The following is a 15418-nucleotide window of genomic DNA, read 5'->3' as shown; positions in this document are numbered from 1 at the left end:
CCCTGGAACCGCCCTCTTGTCCAGCCCCTCCCCCAACTCCAACTCCGACGGCTACGACATAGCCTTCAAGGCCCTCCTCGGCGCCTTCGCCGTTGCCCTGCCCCTGTCCACCCTGGCCTGGCTGGGCGGCAACGCGACCGCCTGGGTCACCAGCAGTGGCCCCTGGGTCCCCTACCAGCCGGCCGAAGCTCTTTTCCACCCCGAACGCCTCTGGCCCGCGGCGGGAGAAGCGTCCCTGCTCATCGGCACCCGCATCGTTCCCGCCACTGTCCTCCTCGCCCTCACCGTCTTCGGATACCTGTGGTGGACCCGGCACAGCGGCACGAGCGGGAAGAGGAAGCGCGTCGCCGGGATGGCCAAGCAGAGGGACATCGAGCCGCTGCTCGCCAAGGCCATCACCGCCAAGGCCCGCTCCCTGAGGCCCAGCCTGAAGGACGCCAAAGCCATCGACGCCTCCGACACCGGCGTCCTGCTCGGCAACCTGCAGGGCAGCCGCTCCGAGGTCCGGATGGGCTTCGAGGACGTCGCGGTCGCGATCATGGCCCCCCGATCCGGCAAGACGACCTGCCTGGCCATCCCCGCGATCCTCGCCGCCCCCGGCCCCGTGCTCCTGACCTCGAACAAAGCCGCTGGCGACGCCTACACCGCCACGCTCGACGCCCGCGGAGAGAACGGCCGGACATGGAGCATGGATCCGCAGCAGATCGCCCACGCGGCCCGTGAGATGTGGTGGAACCCGCTCGCCACCGCCAAGTCCCTCGACGGAGCGGGACGATTGGCCGGGCACTTCCTCGCCGCGAGCGTGGATGCCTCCCAGCAGGGCGACTTCTGGTCCAAGGCCGGATCCAACATCCTGAGCCAGTTGTTCCTGGCCGCCGCCCTGGACGAACGCCCCATCACCGACGTCATGCAGTGGCTGGCCTTCCCCGCCGACCGCAGACCCCTGGACATCCTGCGCGACCACGGGTTCTCGGCTGTCGCCGCCCAGCTCAAGGGCACCGTCGAAGGCCCGCCGGAGACCCGTGACGGCATCTACGAGACCGCGAGGCAGTACGCGTCGGCGCTCCTGAACAGCGAGATCGCCGCGTGGGTCACCCCGCAGAAGGGGGTCGCCGAGTTCAAGCCCGCCGAGTTCGTGACCAGCAAGGACACCTTGTACCTCCTGTCGAAGGACGGAGGCGGCGGAGCCTCGGCGTTGATCGCGGCGTGCGCGGACTCCGTGATGCGGGCCGCGACCACCCAGGCCGAACGGGCCGGCGGACGCCTGGACCCGCCCATGCTTGCGATCCTCGACGAGGCCGCAAACGTGTGCAAGATCAGCGACCTCCCCGACCTGTACTCCCACCTCGGGTCCCGCGGGATCATCCCGATCACCATCCTGCAGTCCTACCGTCAGGGGCAGAAGGTTTGGGGCGACGCAGGCATGGACGCCATGTGGTCCGCGTCCACCGTGAAGGTGATCGGCTCCGGCATCGACGACCCGGACTTCGCCGACAAGCTCAGCAGGCTGATCGGTGACCACGACGTCGAGACGAAGTCCACCTCCATCTCCGACTCGGGGAAGTCCACCAGCATCAGCATGCGCCAGGAGCGGATCCTTCCCGCGGACGCGATCCGCGCCCTCCCCAAGGGAACCGCGCTCTGCTTCGCCACCGGCATGCGCGCAGCCATGCTCGACCTGCGCCCCTGGTACCTGGAGCCCGGCGCCGGCACCCTCGCCGCCGCTTCCGCCGCCGCGTCCCAGGGCATCACCGACCGAGCGGTCGCCAAAGCCTCGCCGAAGAAGGACGACTTCGGGAAGGCGGCGTGAACAAGCCGGACCGCTCGCCGACGCACACTCCGTGCCGGTCGCTCTGACCTTCCCGAAGACACCGGGAGGGGTCTCGCCCTGGCCCACGACAGCCTGCCCCCTGAAACAGAAGGACCCCTGTGACTGATTCGAACCCGCCGCCCCTGGAATACCCCGGCCTGTCTGACTTCATCGACGACATCATCGAGGATCTTCGCCGGCACCCGATTGGCATCGACCACGTCTCCGTCAGCACCGTCACACGGCACATCAGCCAAGTCAGTGCACTCCTCTCACGGATAGCCGACGAGGCGCACGCCCACAGCGACCACGCCCGCCGTCACCCCGAGCCCAGCATCTGGCGGCCGACCCACATCCTTTCGATGACCACGGTCTCGCTGGCCGAGGCGCTGTCCGGCTATACGAAGATGCTCGCCCCCCTAACCATCGCCTGCGAGCCCACCCCGTACGGCACGGTCGACGACGCCATGGACCGCTTCGACTTCTACGAGGCCACCGATGAGCACCTGCCCGTCATCCGCCGGGCACTGTCCGAGGCCCGCGACCAAATAAGGCCGGACGCGACCGCCCCCCAGCCGTCGTCAGCGCCCAGCTCCCCAACCCGGCCGCCCGCAATGGACGACGCACCCGGGCGCCCCGACCCTTCGCCGGCAGACACGAACTCCGACCGCGGTCCGCAACCATCCCCACCCCGGGTCCCGGCCAAGTTGAACGACGCCCAGCACCGCGCGCTCCAGGTCATCGCCGAGCACGAGATCACCGTGTATCTGAGCAGGCACAAGCTGGCCCTGTCCGGCCAGCCCGGCCCTCACCGGTTCACCATGCGCACGGTGGAGGCCTTGGAGGCGCAAGATCTGGTGAAGCGTAGTTCCGCCACCACCCTCGTGACGGGCCAGCGACTGCACCTCACTCCCACTGGCCGCCAGGCCCTCGACAGCCTCGGCCCGGTCCCACTGCCCGCTCCGGCTTCCGCTCCCGTACGTCCGGTCCGCCCACCGGCGGCCCGCACCCGCTAGCCGGGATGCGCGACAACGCCCCGGACCGCCCGTAGGCACCAGCGTCGACACCTTCGTGCCCGCGCCCTGGAACCCAACCTGTGCCCGATACCCCATGAGAGTTCGCCTTGCAGATCATCGACCTTGCAGAACAGACCCGCTTCCTCGGCCAGGTGGCCCCCACTCTGAAGGCCCTGCGCGAGGAGGTGGAGAGCGTGAGGGCGGGAGAGATAGCCAAACCCCTTCGCGAGATCGGGCCGACCGCCGTCCGCGTACAGGACTTCGCGATGCAGTGCACCCAGCAGGCCCTCACGCTGTCGACCAGCCAGTACGCCGCCATGAAGGACGGCCACGAGAACCTCGCCGAACTCGTCGAAGGCTCAACCCAGATATCTCTCGCCGCCACCCTGTGCACGCTCGCCATCCACCGCCGCACCGAAGTCCTGCTGTACGACGACGCTGATGAGACCCCCGCGGCGAGCCGCAGCAGGCTGAGTGAGGCCACCGAGGAACTGGATCGAGCGGCGAAGACGTACCACCGGCTGGCACAGCGCCTGTCCCATCGCCTGGCCTCGTTCGCCGCGCGACGCGAGGACCAACAGCTGATCGCCCGGGCAGCGGGTAGTCCCGGCGTGACCACGACGCCGAAGGCGCATGCGGCACGGCCTGAAGTCCTCGGTCCGCCAGCAGGCGTCGTCGGGGCACCTCACCCCACCGACACGGCACCCGCAGCCTCGCCGCCCGCACCGCGAAGCCCGGGGCGCAGGTGACCGACTTCGCCCCCACCGATCGCGTCCTCGTCTCCCCGCGCTACCTGGCCGGCGCGGGTACCGACAAGATCCCCGACGTCATCGGGCCGCTCGTCCACCTCTTCGACTGGCGGGCAGAACAGAACCTGCAGCATGTGAGGCTTGCCCATCCCCAGGGCACAGCAGCGCTGGAGTTCACCCCCGAGAGCCCCGACGGCCTGTGGTGGAAGATAGAGAACGTCGAGCCCCACTGGCAGATCCAGATCAGCCGCCAGGCCCCGATCGAGGCGGTATCGGCCGTCGCCCAGAGCCTGCCGCAGCTCCTCGGCGACCAGCGTCACGCCGGACAGATCTCCGTCACCACGCTCTCGCTCCGCGAGATCGCCGTCACCAACCGGTGGGTCCGCGCGCCCGACAACAGCGCCTACAGCTCCCCGGACAGCCACTGCTCGGTGCACCACCGCCCCCGCCCCGGCGTCGGCTGGTCCTTCGAGCACTCGGTCTACGACGGGTTCGACACGCACTGGAGCGCCACCTTTACCGACGCCGTGCCCGCGCCGCTGGTCGCCCAGTTCTTCTCCCACCTGGCGTCCAGCACGCCCGTGGAGCGCCAGTACCGCGAGATCCCCTTCCTCTCCCGCGACCTGAGCGCCGCGATCATCACACCCGCCTACTCCGCAGGCCTCGGCGCCCACGTACACCACGCACTCGCCCAGATCCCTCAGCCCCGCCCACCCGGGGCACCGCCCCGCCGTCCCTGATCGGACCACCAGAAGCGGCTACGCCTGATTGACGACTGCCCCCGCTACCGCACCGAAGAGCACCGCACGACGCTAACCATCCGCCCCCTTGGAGTACCCCTGAGTCCGCCCCCGGCCGAAGCCTCCCCCGCCAGTGCGCCCACCCCTTTCGACATCGCGCGCGCTCTGGCCACACACATCTCGACCACCCCGCCGCCCCCGCCCCACGCCGTCACCTACAACCTCGATCTGACGCGCAACGCCGCACCCCGCTACGGATACCGAAGCACCGGCGGCTCCGTACTCGCCCTCGCCAACTCCCTGCACGCCCAGCTGTACGGCCTGCCGATCGAACGTCCCGCGCTGCCGGGCGCTCTGGACGAGCTGCTCCAGGCCACGGGGATCGACGACGACCAGGACCTCGTCCTCGAACAGGTCGCCGCGCAGATGGATGCCGCCGTCGCACTCATCCAGCGGGCCCGGTACAGCCACAGCCACAAGCTGCCGGATCACGTGGCCATCCGCCTCGCCATGGTGGAAAACGGTGCCCAGCACATGACCGCTGAGCTGCGCGAGTTGGCACCGTCCCTCAAGACCGGAAAGCCCGCCACCCCGCTCCAGGCCGTCCGTCTGCCGCCCAGCCCCTCCGCAACGTCAGGGCCTACACGGCACTGACCCGGCAGCCCCAGCCACAGGCCGCAGCCTGCGCCCCTGACCCGATCCGGGACCCCGTCCCTGAAGGGTTCATCCGCCCATGACCGACGACGTCCTCTTCTCTCTCCCCGACGAGCCCGCACCGGCCGCGACCGCCCCTCCGTCACGCTCCGAACCCACGCCGCCCGCCTCCGCACCCGTCCCGCCGACACGTCCTGATCCCGCGCCGCCCGTGGCCTCCGCGCCCGTCCCGCCCGAACCCTCCTTCCAGAGACCACCCTCGCCGGTCGTGCGTCTACTCGCCCTCGCCGACCAGTTCACGCAGTACAACGACCACCTCGCCCGACTCCGCCCGGCCTACGGTGCGGCCCGCGGGCACACCTCCGCCACGTTCCTCGTGAGCGCCTGCACCGAAGCGGTCCAGGCCATCCAGGACCAGCCGATACCCGCGACCGTCGCAGTCACGGACGCCGCGATCCGGATCAAGCAACTCGCCTACCTGACCGCAGGAGCAGCCCGTCACCTCGCCGAGGCCAAGGACCTTCTCGGCGCCCCGGCATCGGGGTCGGACCAGGAACGCGGGACCCAGGAGATCAACCGGCAGATAGCGCTCGCGCAGGAGCTGACGGCACTGGGGCCGGCTGCGGCGCTGGAGGCAGCGACCGCCGTCGCCCTGGAGATGCACCGCAGCAGCCTCAGCGGTGCCACGGCAGCAGGCTGCCTGACCCCCGCCGAGCGGACCGCGCTGTATGCCGCCGCCCGCGGTCACCTCGCAATCGGCCGGAGTGGAGGCCGCGAGCACATCCACAGCCGATCACGCACCGTACACATCGACACCGTGCTCGCCCTGGAGCACCAGGGCTTGACCGCACGTGAACCCGCCTCCGCTCCACCGGCGTTCGACGGCGGCCCTCCCCAGGACCGCGTCCGCCTCACCCTCAGCGGTGCGATGGCCGTCGCCGCCCAGCTCGGCCGCGCCCCCCACGCCCCCGCGCTGACCACAACTCCGTTGCCAGGCAACGGCGTCACCGCAACACCAGCCCGAACTCGCTGACCAACCCCCTTCCTCTCCGCGCCCCACGCCCTCCCCGCCCGGGACGTGCCCCCTCACCCCCAAGGACCCGCCATCCCCACCACCTCCACGTCCCCCCGGACACCACCCACCGCCACCTCGCCGGGATCTGCCGCCGCAGCCAATTCCCCCGCCAAGCGCATCCTGTCGCTGGGCGCCAGCGTCCAAAGCTCCGTCCTGCTCTGCCTGTCCGCGAAGGGAATCCTTCCCCGCGTCGATGTGGCGATCTTCGCCGACACCGGCTGGGAGCCGAAGCCCGAGCCGGTCCGCGACGACTTCGGTCTGACAGCGTGAGGGAGCTCGTCGTCGACTTGTTCGCCGGGCCGGGTGGCTGGAGCCACGCTCTCCACGTCCTCGGGGTGCGGGATATCGGTCTGGAGTGGGACGAGTGGGCGTGCAAAACCCGCGCCCGTGCTGGCCAGTTGACGATCCGTACGGATGTGGCGATGTACCCGGCGTGGCCGCTGGTCGGCCGTACCCGCGGGTTCATAGCGAGCCCGCCGTGTCAGGCATGGTCGATGGCCGGCAAGCGGCTGGGCCTGCTCGACCAGCCGCTCGTCCACCAGGCGGTCGCCGACCTTGCCGCCGGCCGGGACACCCGGGCGAAGCTGCTGGCCGCCTGCGCGGATCCGCGGTCTCTGCTGGCAGCCGAGCCGATGCGCTACCTCCATGCCCTGCACCAGGCGGGCGAGCCCGAGTGGATCGCGATGGAGGAAGTACCCGACGTCCTGCCGCTGTGGCGGCAGTACGCCGTGATCCTGCGTACATGGGGATTCTCCGTCTGGACCGGGATCCTCAATGCCGCTGACTACGGCGTGCCGCAGACCCGGCGGCGGGCGATCCTGCTCGCGTCCCGGTCCCGTACGGCCGAGCCCCCGCCCCCGACCCACGCCCAGACGGCCGAGCCGGAAAGCCTGTTCGGGCCGGGCCGCGAGCAGTGGGTGTCCATGGCCGAGGCCCTCGGCTGGGGCGCCACCGACCGGCCGGTCCCCACCGTCTGCGCCGGCGGAGGCCCCGGCGGCGGCCCCGAGCCCTTCCCATCCGGAGCTCGCAAGACCCTCACCGACGCCCGCGACCGCGGTACGTGGAAGCCGCCCAGCCCGCGCTCCGCCCCCCGCCGTACACGCAGCCGCCCCTCCCCGGCAGGAACCCCTGCCTGCACCTGCGGGAACCACCCCTGGGCTTGGTCGCTGCGCAGCAACAACCAGGCCAACGCCACCATCCGTTCGGTCGAGGAGCCGGCCGGGACGCTGTTCTTCGGTCATCGTGCGAACGAGTGCATGTGGGTCGCCGAACCCTCGGCTGCCCCGCCTGCCGGGCAGGAACCGGCGCCTGATCCGATCCGGATAACCGCCGCCGAGGCCGGCGCCCTGCAGACCTTCCCAGCGAACTATCCGTGGGCCGGTACGAAGGGGCAGCAGTTCTCCCAGATAGGCAACGCAGTGCCCCCGCTCCTGGCGGCCCACCTTCTGGCTCCGCATCTCGGCACGACCCTCAACCGGTCCGACTTCATCCTGGCGGCCTGATGGCCAACAACCGTCTTCCGGAACCGGACTTCACCCTGGGCGACATCCCCACCAGCCCGGCCGTCCACTACGCCGAACAAGCCCTGCTGGGCGCCCTCCTCCTCGACCCGCACCGGGTCAAGGCGATCGGCCCGCTCGATCCCTCCCAGTTCTCCTCAGCCAGGCACCGCGCCTTGTACGCGGCGTTGGCCTCGCTAACGCCGCCAGCCCCGTCACTCCACGCGAAGGAGCCGGTCTGGATCAACGCCGTCCACGCCCACGCACTCCCGCATGCCCGCGGCCTGGCCCTGTCCTACCTCCACACCCTGGCCGCAGCCTGCCCCCAGCCCGCGAACGCCCCCGCGTACGCGCGGATGGTACGGGCCGACCACGCTCGGCGGACCCTCCAAGCCCACGCCGAACCCCTCATCCAGGCAGCCACCGACACCGCGCTTCCGGACCCAGCCGCAGTGACCCTGACCCGGGCCGACTCCCTCGCATCCCTCCTCGACCACCTGGCCGCGGTCTTCCCGTCCCACCCGGGCTCACTCCCCCGCACCCCACCCCCGCCACCGCCCGCCCGCGATACCGGCCCTGACGTGACGAGCGAAGAGCAGCTACTGCTGTCGACGGCCGCCGCGTACCCGGCCGCACTGGCGTCGATGCGATGGCTGCGCCCGGAGGACTTCGCCATCCCCCTACACGGAGCCCTGTACCGGTGTCTGACCTCGCTCGCCGCCCGCGGGGATCCGGTCGACGAGGTGACCGTGCTCTGGGAGGCCCAGCAGCACGGCCTGCTCACACAGGCATTCACCGCGCAGGACGCCCTGGACATGCTCGCCGCATCGGCCGGAGTCCCCGAGCACTGGGGCGAGCAGATCCTGCGGCGCTCCCTCCTCCACCACGCCCACACCGCCGGCCTGCACATCCAGGCCTTCACCCACGACCTGTCGAACTCCCCACACCAGCTGATCACCGGCAGCCGCCGCGCGCTCGCCGACCTCACCGCCCTCCGGGCCCGCTGGCACCATGCCACCGGCCGGCAACCCACCGAACGCCCCCGCCCACGGCTGGCCCCCGCGTCCCGGGCCGGGCCACCCACCACAACCCGCGCCACCCGTGCCCCCAGCGTGTCAGCACGGTCCTCCCGATAAGCCCACCCAGCCGGGTCCGGCCGGCCATCTGCCGGCCGGACCCGAGAAGCGAGCCCCATGCCAAGCCCCTCACCCGCCCACGTCCGCCTGGCGCTCCATCCCGACCACGGCACCGCCGTGATCGCCACCATCACCGGCAACCCCCTCTACCTCGCGCGCGCCGCCCTGGCCATCCATGGGTTCCGCTCGACCAGCGACACGACCATGGTTCTTGCACGCATCGACCACGACGCACCCCACTACGCCGACAAAGCAGCCCAAGCGCTCCGCGAAGACGGCACCAGCGTGGACGTCGATCCCGCGCTGCAGGAAGAGATCGACACTGAGTGGACGTACGGCAACTACCCCATGCACTGGCTGACCCGGGAAGAGATCCGCGAAGTCAGCGCCGACGCCCAGGCCATCCACGATGCCATCGCCGCCGGCAGCCTGGTCATCCACCTGCACGCTCACGACGGCTGGACCAACGTGGCAGTCGGTACCTACCGAGGGGGCAAAAGCATCCACCTGCACGGCGAGGACTACCTACGCCAAGAGACCATGATCTTCGACTCCGAGACCGAGGCCATAGCTGATTTCCTCCGTCATCACCCCGTCGCAGCACGGCCGGGACCCGCGCCGCCGACAGACATCGAGCGCGCCGCGGCCGCAGTCCTCGCCGTACCCCCCGCCGACAGGCCGGCACCGACCACGTTCGGCCCTCCGGCCGAGCAGGTCTCGCTGAGCGTTCCCTCGTACGCCGCCGTTCCCAGCGACCACGAGGCACTCCTCCGCGACTTCTTCACCAAGCACCAGGAGTGGGAGAAATGGCGCCCCCACGATGAGACCACCATCGCCAATCACGAATCCCTGACCCTGCGCGTGGAGTTCCTTCATGAAGCGCTTCGCGGCGACGACGCCTGGACGATCGCAGCGTACGAGTCCCCCGTCGGAGAGCGCCTCTGGCACGCCACCGCCGTCCCCACCACCCCCGTTGAGATCATGCGGACCCTGCTTAACAGCCTCAACACCGACAACGCCTGGAGCCCGAGCACCAACACCCCAGTGACGGAGGAAGACCTCGCTCAGGCCTCCCGCCCGCTGGAAGACGTCGGCTGGCACCTGAAGGTCGGATCCCGGCTCATCGACTGGACGGTACCCACCCCCGAAATCGGGGCGGCCGGGCTGCGTTTCGACACCTCCGTAAAGCAGGGGGACGTGCTGCCGGCCTGGACCGTCTGGGGCGGCAACACAGCCGACAGCCCCACCTGGGCCATCCGGCTCTCCACGCACGCACCCACAGCATTCATCCAGGACATCACCTTCGAACTCGCACACGGCCACGGCAGTCGACAGCCCCGCCACTCCACCGCAGCCGTGCCCCACATACCGACTGTGGCGGCTCCGGCCCGTCCCTCGGCATCAGCGCCCCGACCTGCGCCCAGACGTTGAATCCCCAGCCACCCGACGTCGGTCGCCCTGACCTGGCCGGGCGCCGCCCCCTTGCTGACCACGGAGGGCACCGCCCCCCCTGTGGAGGTAGGCCCGATGTGCCACGCCAGCCAGTGGCTGACCCGCCGCGGGGGATGACGCAGGACCGTACCGATCCCGGGCGTCACAGTCTCGCTCTCGACACCGGTGCCGACACCAAGCATTACGACCGACTGAGCGTCTGTGGCCCTCGATCCCAACCAACCCCACGGACAGGAACACGGAATTCCGGAGCTCGGAAGTCCCAATCGTCGTAGTCTGACCGGGTGAACCTGCGCGCCTCGTTGAATCGGCCCCTGAGTCTTGTCGCGACCGTCGATCGTCGGCCGAAGCCCGCACGGGGACGGGTAGGTCAGCAGCGATGAGGCTTACTCGGTTGAAAGTCGTCAACTACGCCCGTCTGCAGGACCTGGACATCGAGGTCCGTAAGCACCTGGTCATCGTCGGAGCGAACGATGTCGGCAAGACTTCGCTCCTGCGGATGCTCAACCTCACGCTGGGCGCCACACTCGGCCAGCTGTACCAGAGCCTGTCTCGGGCGGATCTCCGCGACCAGGATCAACCCCTGACCGTGGAGGCGGTGCTGGCCGAGTTCTCCGACATCGAGAACGCGACGTTTCATCGTGAGATTGACATCGATCCCATCTCAGGCAAGGCGTCGCTGACGGTCCGTCTCGATGTGGCGCCCAACGAGGATGACCTGGACGCCGTTGTCATCCATCGGGTCCTCACGGGTACGGCGGACCGTCGCGCACCGACCCGCCAGCAACTCGACGCATTCGGCTGGCGCTACCTGCCGGCCACGCGCGGGACGAGCGGCACTCAGCTCGGTGGACCAAACAGCGCCCTACAGTTGATGTTCGACAGCCTCGACATGGGCGCGGAGAGAGCCGTACTCACCCAGATCCTCGGTGACTTCAACGACAAGCTCCACGTCAACGAGAGCCTGACCGAACTCCGCAAGAAGATTGCAGGGCACCTGGCCAAAGCCATGCCACGCCCGATCGCTGCCGACGACCTGGCCGTGCGCACCGCAGCTGACCCGGGTACGTCTGTGCTGGAGGGCGTCTCGATGTTCCTCCACCGCGATGACCAATACGTACCGATCGCCGAGCAGTCAGATGGTCTGCGCCAGCTGATGGCGCTCACCCTGTTCGACCTTGCCGAGAACGCCGCGAACATCATCGCGGTCGACGAGCCGGAGCTCCACCTCCATCCTGCTAGCCAGCGGACCATCGCCGAGCTGTTCGCCGCGGCAGGGAACCAGAAGATTGTCTGCACGCACTCGCCTTATGTCCTGCAGCGGTTCGAGCCGGCACAGGTTCTGGTCGTCGCCCCCGGCGGGGACGTGCATCAGGTCCCGGATGCTGGCCTGGGTGCGGTGGAGAAGCTCCGCTCCCAGTGGTGGTCTCCGCGCCTGCTCGAAGCGTTGACCGCCCGCTATGTCATCGCGGTGGAAGGTGTTGCCGACAGGATCATTGTCGAAGCGGCAGCCCGAGCACTCGGCATCGGGCTCGATCGTCTCGGCGTCGTCGTCTTCGAGCTGGACGGGGCGGACAAATTCCGACACGTCTACAAGATGCTCGGCGCGAACGGCTTCGGCGTACATGTCCTCGGACTCGTAGACAAAGCCGAGGAGGGCATCTTTATTAGTGCTTTCGGGGGCCGGCCCAAGGACCTAATCGGAACGAAGGTCTGGTCTAGCGACCGCGACCTGGAAGATGAGTACTGCAAGGCACTGACCGGGCCTGTCGCCGGCCGCATCCTCATCGATGCGGGTGTGTGTCGACTCGATGGGCTGCTCCAGGCGTGCGGCGTCTCCCGCGAGGAGGAGCTTAGTGACCAGGCCGTCGCGGCCTTCTGCCGCAGGAACAAGACCGATGCGGCCACCGCCGTCGCAGACGCGATGACCCACGAACACGCAAATGCGATCAGCAGCGTCGTCGGAATCCTCACCAAGGCCAGGGAACTGGCTGAGCGATGAATCAGGACACAGGACCGGACCCGGCCTACAGCCCTGAGGCAAACCTGCTGGCAATCGCGCCACCGGGCTGCGGCAAGACGGAGCTGCTCGCCCGGCGCGCGGTTCACCTGCTCGGCGGGCTACAGCCCCACCAACGCATCCTCGCGCTGACGTTCTCCAACCGCGCGAAGCAGAACCTGCGTGAGCGCCTTCTTCGTACTCTGGGTCCCCAGCGGTTCTCACATCACGTCCGAGTCACCAACTTCCACGGGCATGCCGCCGAGATCGTCCGCGCCCACGGCCGAACTCTCGGTCTCGATCCGAACACTCCGATGCCTGGCCGCTCAACCCTCGCCGACGCGATCTCCGTCTTCACCAAGGGCCTGGACGTCGGCCCCGCCATCAACCGGAGGAAGGGCATCGAAGCGGCCCTGTCCGTAGCCAAGCAGGGCCCATACGATGACGCCGAGGTGCACAACGCCCTCGCCGCCAGCGGTAACACCTTCGCCCAGCAGATCGAGGCCGAGCGCCTCGAAGTTGGGATCTTCCACTACGAGGATCTACTCCGGCACGCGCAACGGCTACTCAGGGTCGAGAAGATCGCCCGCCTGTACCAGCTGCACTACGGTGCGGTTCTGGTCGATGAGTTCCAGGACATGTCACCTCAGCAGCTCGAAATCGCCCTCGCGACCAGCTCGACTAGCCGGACCTTCGTCGGTGACCCCCTCCAGGGGATCTTCAGCTGGGCCGGCGCGAGGCCGGCCGAGGTGGAACGGGAGTTGAGGGAAATCTGCGGCGAACCACGTCGGCTCACCCTCTCCTATCGGTCCTCCCCTGCCGTGCTCGATGTCGTGAACCATGTCGCAGCCCGACTCGACGAAGTCACGGATCTCCGGTCAGTTCAGCCTGATGCCTGGCCCCAAGGTGGGGCCGCTGCCGCGGCGAGTTTCAACAGCGGCACCGAGGAGGCAGGGTGGATCGTGGACCGGGCAACCGACATCCTCTCCGCCTTCCCCAAGTCGACCATCGGCGTCATCACCCGGTCCCGGTGGCGCCGCAAGTACGTGGACGCGGCGTTCTCGGGAGCGGTCCACCTCCGGAGCCAGCGCTGGGACCTCGCAATCGAGAACAACACCATGGTCCAGCGGTTGGTGGCCACGGTTGCCCAGCTGCCGCGCCAAGCAGACCTTGTGACGCTGCGGGAGACCATGCTGGACGGCATCGATCCGAATGATGTCGACACGATGGAACAGGCGACGAACGCCCTAGCGGAGTTCGAGGACCTGGCCAACCAGGCAGGATCTCTCGCCGCGGCAGCGGCCCAACTCCGCATCGTGGACGAGGGCTCGGCAATCGAGCCGGGCGTCCACTTGCTCAACGCCCACACAGGAAAGGGCCAACAGTTCGACTGGGTATTCGTACCCGGCTTCGAGGGCTGGCACATCCCAGATGGTCAGGCCGACACCGCCGAGCAACTGGCAGAAGAGCTCCGCGTGGTCCTCGTCATGGTCTCCAGAGCACGCCACGGAATCGTCATCACCCGCGCGCAGTCCCTCATCTCCAACGCCGGCAGACCCTACTCCACACGCGAGAGCCTGTGGTGGCCCATGATCGTCGAGGCTTGCCCGATGAACGCCAGTATCGTCGCCCAGCACATCTCCGAACTGCAGGCCCAACCGGTGCACCCGGATCGGTCCGTGCCCGCACCATCGCGCATGTCAGGCCGGTAACGGACCCAAGGCTCGGAGGGTCCGGTGGCCGCTGGCACAGTGAGCCAATGATTCCTTCCCCCTTGGCTGACGTCCCACCTCTTCTGTACACCGACAGCGTCGACATACCAGTGAAGTTCCGCGACAGTCCATCGGCTCGACCCTTCAAGCAGTGGCGAACCTCAAAGCCGTCCCCTTGGCCCTCGACCGCCGCCTTCCCGGCGGCGAACGGCTGGTACCTGCCCACCACCACCTGGCGCGAGATCCTCAAGGCCGCCACCGAGGTGGGCCGCGACATCACCCCCAACCTGCTGCGGACACCCCAGCTGGCCCGCGGTGAACTCGTCGCCGGCGTCGCCCCTTTGTACGCCTACCTCGGCACCCACAGCGTCGACACCAAGCACTCCCTGCCGGGCAGCAAGGGCCGTCGCCTGACCGTCAACCCGGTCTACGAGTACGGCACCGAGCGCTCCGCGAAGAACGCCCTCGGCTACCGCCTGGGCATGACCATGGCCGAGTGGGCGACCCGCTCACTGATGGGGCTGGGCCAGACCCTGCACATCGAGGACGGCGGCCCCATTCCCGCCCTCCGCAACAAGTTCGTCAGCACCTCCGCGAAGCTCCCGGACCTTTGGGGTCTGCACGAGCAGGAGAACCTGTACTGGATGATCGAAGCCAAGGGCGGGAACGTCCGCAGCCCCCGCCTCTGGGAAGGCTGGAAGCAGCTCCAGGGTGGCAGCAAGATCCTCCACGAATACGCCCACCGGCGGATCCTCGTGGGAGCCAGCGTCCAGCCCCAGGGCGACCTGTTCCTCACCATCGACCACGACCACCACCCCGGCAAACCGCCGCTCCCTCCCACCGTCAGCACCACCAGTCCCCAGCTACTGGGGTCCCCCGAGGACCATCTCGGCGACAGCGACGACGCCCTCATGGGCACGGCACGCGCCCAGATGCTGGTCTACCTCGCGCTCAGCGGCGCCCAGCCCTCCCGGCTCAAGACCGTGGCCCTGCCCGCCGACCGCACGAACCGCCGGAGAAGCGCCCGCGGCGTCACCACGCCCCTGGAGCGTGACACGGACGCCCACGCCATGCGCAGCGATCTCCGTGCCGAATTCGCCGACGATTCCCAGCCCGGCCGCCGGGAGTACGCCCGAGCCCTTGGCCTCGACGACTTCCTGACCTACCGTGTGCCCGGCACCGAACTGCGCCTGGGCATGTCCCGGCAGCTCTTCGCCGCCTGCGCCCAACTTCACCGCGAGGACCAGGTCATCGCCGAGCGGACTCCGGGCATGCGGGCTGAAGACGTTCGGGCCGACGAGCCCGCCAGCGAGGAAGCGGAGGAGCGCCGGCGCCACACCCAGCGCAGAGTCTTCCGCGAACGGCAGGAGGAACAGCGCGCCCGGATCGAGCCCCGCGTCCGTGCGGCCTTCGAGGACGGCAGGGACCGCCCCTGGCGAGAACTACTCCATACCCAGAACGACCCGCGGCTCGACCTCGACGAAGGCCCCGGCCTACTCGAAGCCGCGACAGCCGAGACTTACCTCGCCATCCGCGAAGACGACCTCCCCCACCACGAACGATGACCACCTGCAGC

The 15418-nt window shown here is 69.1% G+C and carries 12 protein-coding genes; all 12 read left to right on the top strand.

Annotated elements, in window-relative coordinates; all coding sequences use genetic code 11:
- Positions 1-16: 16 nt before the first annotated feature.
- The 12 genes from OG295_RS29530 (at position 17) to OG295_RS29475 (ending at position 15407) form a co-directional block, all read left to right on the top strand.
- The gene (locus OG295_RS29530; protein WP_371679654.1) at positions 17-1810 is read left to right on the top strand and encodes a type IV secretory system conjugative DNA transfer family protein; all 1794 of its coding nucleotides are present in this window, start codon (positions 17-19) and stop codon (positions 1808-1810) included.
- 119 nt (positions 1811-1929) lie between these two features.
- Entirely contained in the window at positions 1930-2826 is an 897-nt protein-coding gene (locus OG295_RS29525) for a hypothetical protein (protein ID WP_371679653.1), read from the top strand.
- A gap of 107 nt (positions 2827-2933) precedes the next feature.
- Complete coding sequence (locus tag OG295_RS29520) at positions 2934-3575, top strand: hypothetical protein (protein ID WP_371679652.1); 642 nt, start codon at positions 2934-2936, stop codon at positions 3573-3575.
- Positions 3572-4315, top strand: coding sequence for a DUF317 domain-containing protein (locus OG295_RS29515; protein ID WP_371679650.1), 744 nt, complete (start codon positions 3572-3574; stop codon positions 4313-4315). Before OG295_RS29520 ends, OG295_RS29515 begins: the two co-directional genes overlap by 4 nt.
- A gap of 426 nt (positions 4316-4741) precedes the next feature.
- The gene (locus tag OG295_RS29510) at positions 4742-4969 is read left to right on the top strand and encodes a hypothetical protein (protein ID WP_371679649.1); all 228 of its coding nucleotides are present in this window, start codon (positions 4742-4744) and stop codon (positions 4967-4969) included.
- A 268-nt stretch (positions 4970-5237) separates the two neighbouring features.
- Positions 5238-6002: a hypothetical protein gene (locus OG295_RS29505; protein WP_371679648.1), complete on the top strand. Its 765-nt coding sequence runs from the start codon at positions 5238-5240 to the stop codon at positions 6000-6002.
- A gap of 308 nt (positions 6003-6310) precedes the next feature.
- Positions 6311-7546, top strand: a complete 1236-nt coding sequence (locus tag OG295_RS29500) for a DNA cytosine methyltransferase (protein ID WP_371589030.1) — start codon at positions 6311-6313, stop codon at positions 7544-7546.
- Positions 7546-8679, top strand: a complete 1134-nt coding sequence (locus OG295_RS29495) for a DnaB-like helicase N-terminal domain-containing protein (RefSeq protein ID WP_371679646.1) — start codon at positions 7546-7548, stop codon at positions 8677-8679. Before OG295_RS29500 ends, OG295_RS29495 begins: the two co-directional genes overlap by 1 nt.
- Positions 8680-8796: 117 nt before the next feature.
- A complete protein-coding gene (locus tag OG295_RS29490; protein ID WP_371679645.1) occupies positions 8797-10110 on the top strand; it encodes a DUF317 domain-containing protein in 1314 nt (437 codons plus the stop codon).
- A gap of 400 nt (positions 10111-10510) precedes the next feature.
- Positions 10511-12133 (top strand): ATP-dependent endonuclease, encoded by a 1623-nt coding sequence (locus OG295_RS29485; RefSeq protein WP_371679644.1) that lies wholly within the window; start codon positions 10511-10513, stop codon positions 12131-12133.
- On the top strand, positions 12130-13842 hold the full coding sequence (locus OG295_RS29480; RefSeq protein WP_371679643.1) for a UvrD-helicase domain-containing protein: 1713 nt from the start codon (positions 12130-12132) through the stop codon (positions 13840-13842). Before OG295_RS29485 ends, OG295_RS29480 begins: the two co-directional genes overlap by 4 nt.
- Positions 13843-13904: 62 nt before the next feature.
- On the top strand, positions 13905-15407 hold the full coding sequence (locus OG295_RS29475) for a gamma-glutamyltransferase (protein WP_371679642.1): 1503 nt from the start codon (positions 13905-13907) through the stop codon (positions 15405-15407).
- Positions 15408-15418: the final 11 nt, after the last annotated feature.

It is taken from the genome of Streptomyces sp. NBC_01276, assembly GCF_041435355.1.
GTDB lineage: Bacteria > Actinomycetota > Actinomycetes > Streptomycetales > Streptomycetaceae > Streptomyces.
The sequence above is the reverse complement of the archived record's forward strand: the minus strand, read 5'-3'. Positions and strand labels throughout refer to the sequence as shown.

Excerpts from the sequence above, each read along its gene's own strand:
- OG295_RS29485 (WP_371679644.1), top strand. The coding sequence starts at position 10,511 with ATGAGGCTTACTCGGTTGAAAGTCGTCAACTACGCCCGTCTGCAGGAC.
- OG295_RS29480 (WP_371679643.1), top strand. The coding sequence starts at position 12,130 with ATGAATCAGGACACAGGACCGGACCCGGCCTACAGCCCTGAGGCAAAC.
- OG295_RS29495 (WP_371679646.1), top strand. The coding sequence starts at position 7,546 with ATGGCCAACAACCGTCTTCCGGAACCGGACTTCACCCTGGGCGACATC.
- OG295_RS29510 (WP_371679649.1), top strand. The coding sequence starts at position 4,742 with ATGGATGCCGCCGTCGCACTCATCCAGCGGGCCCGGTACAGCCACAGC.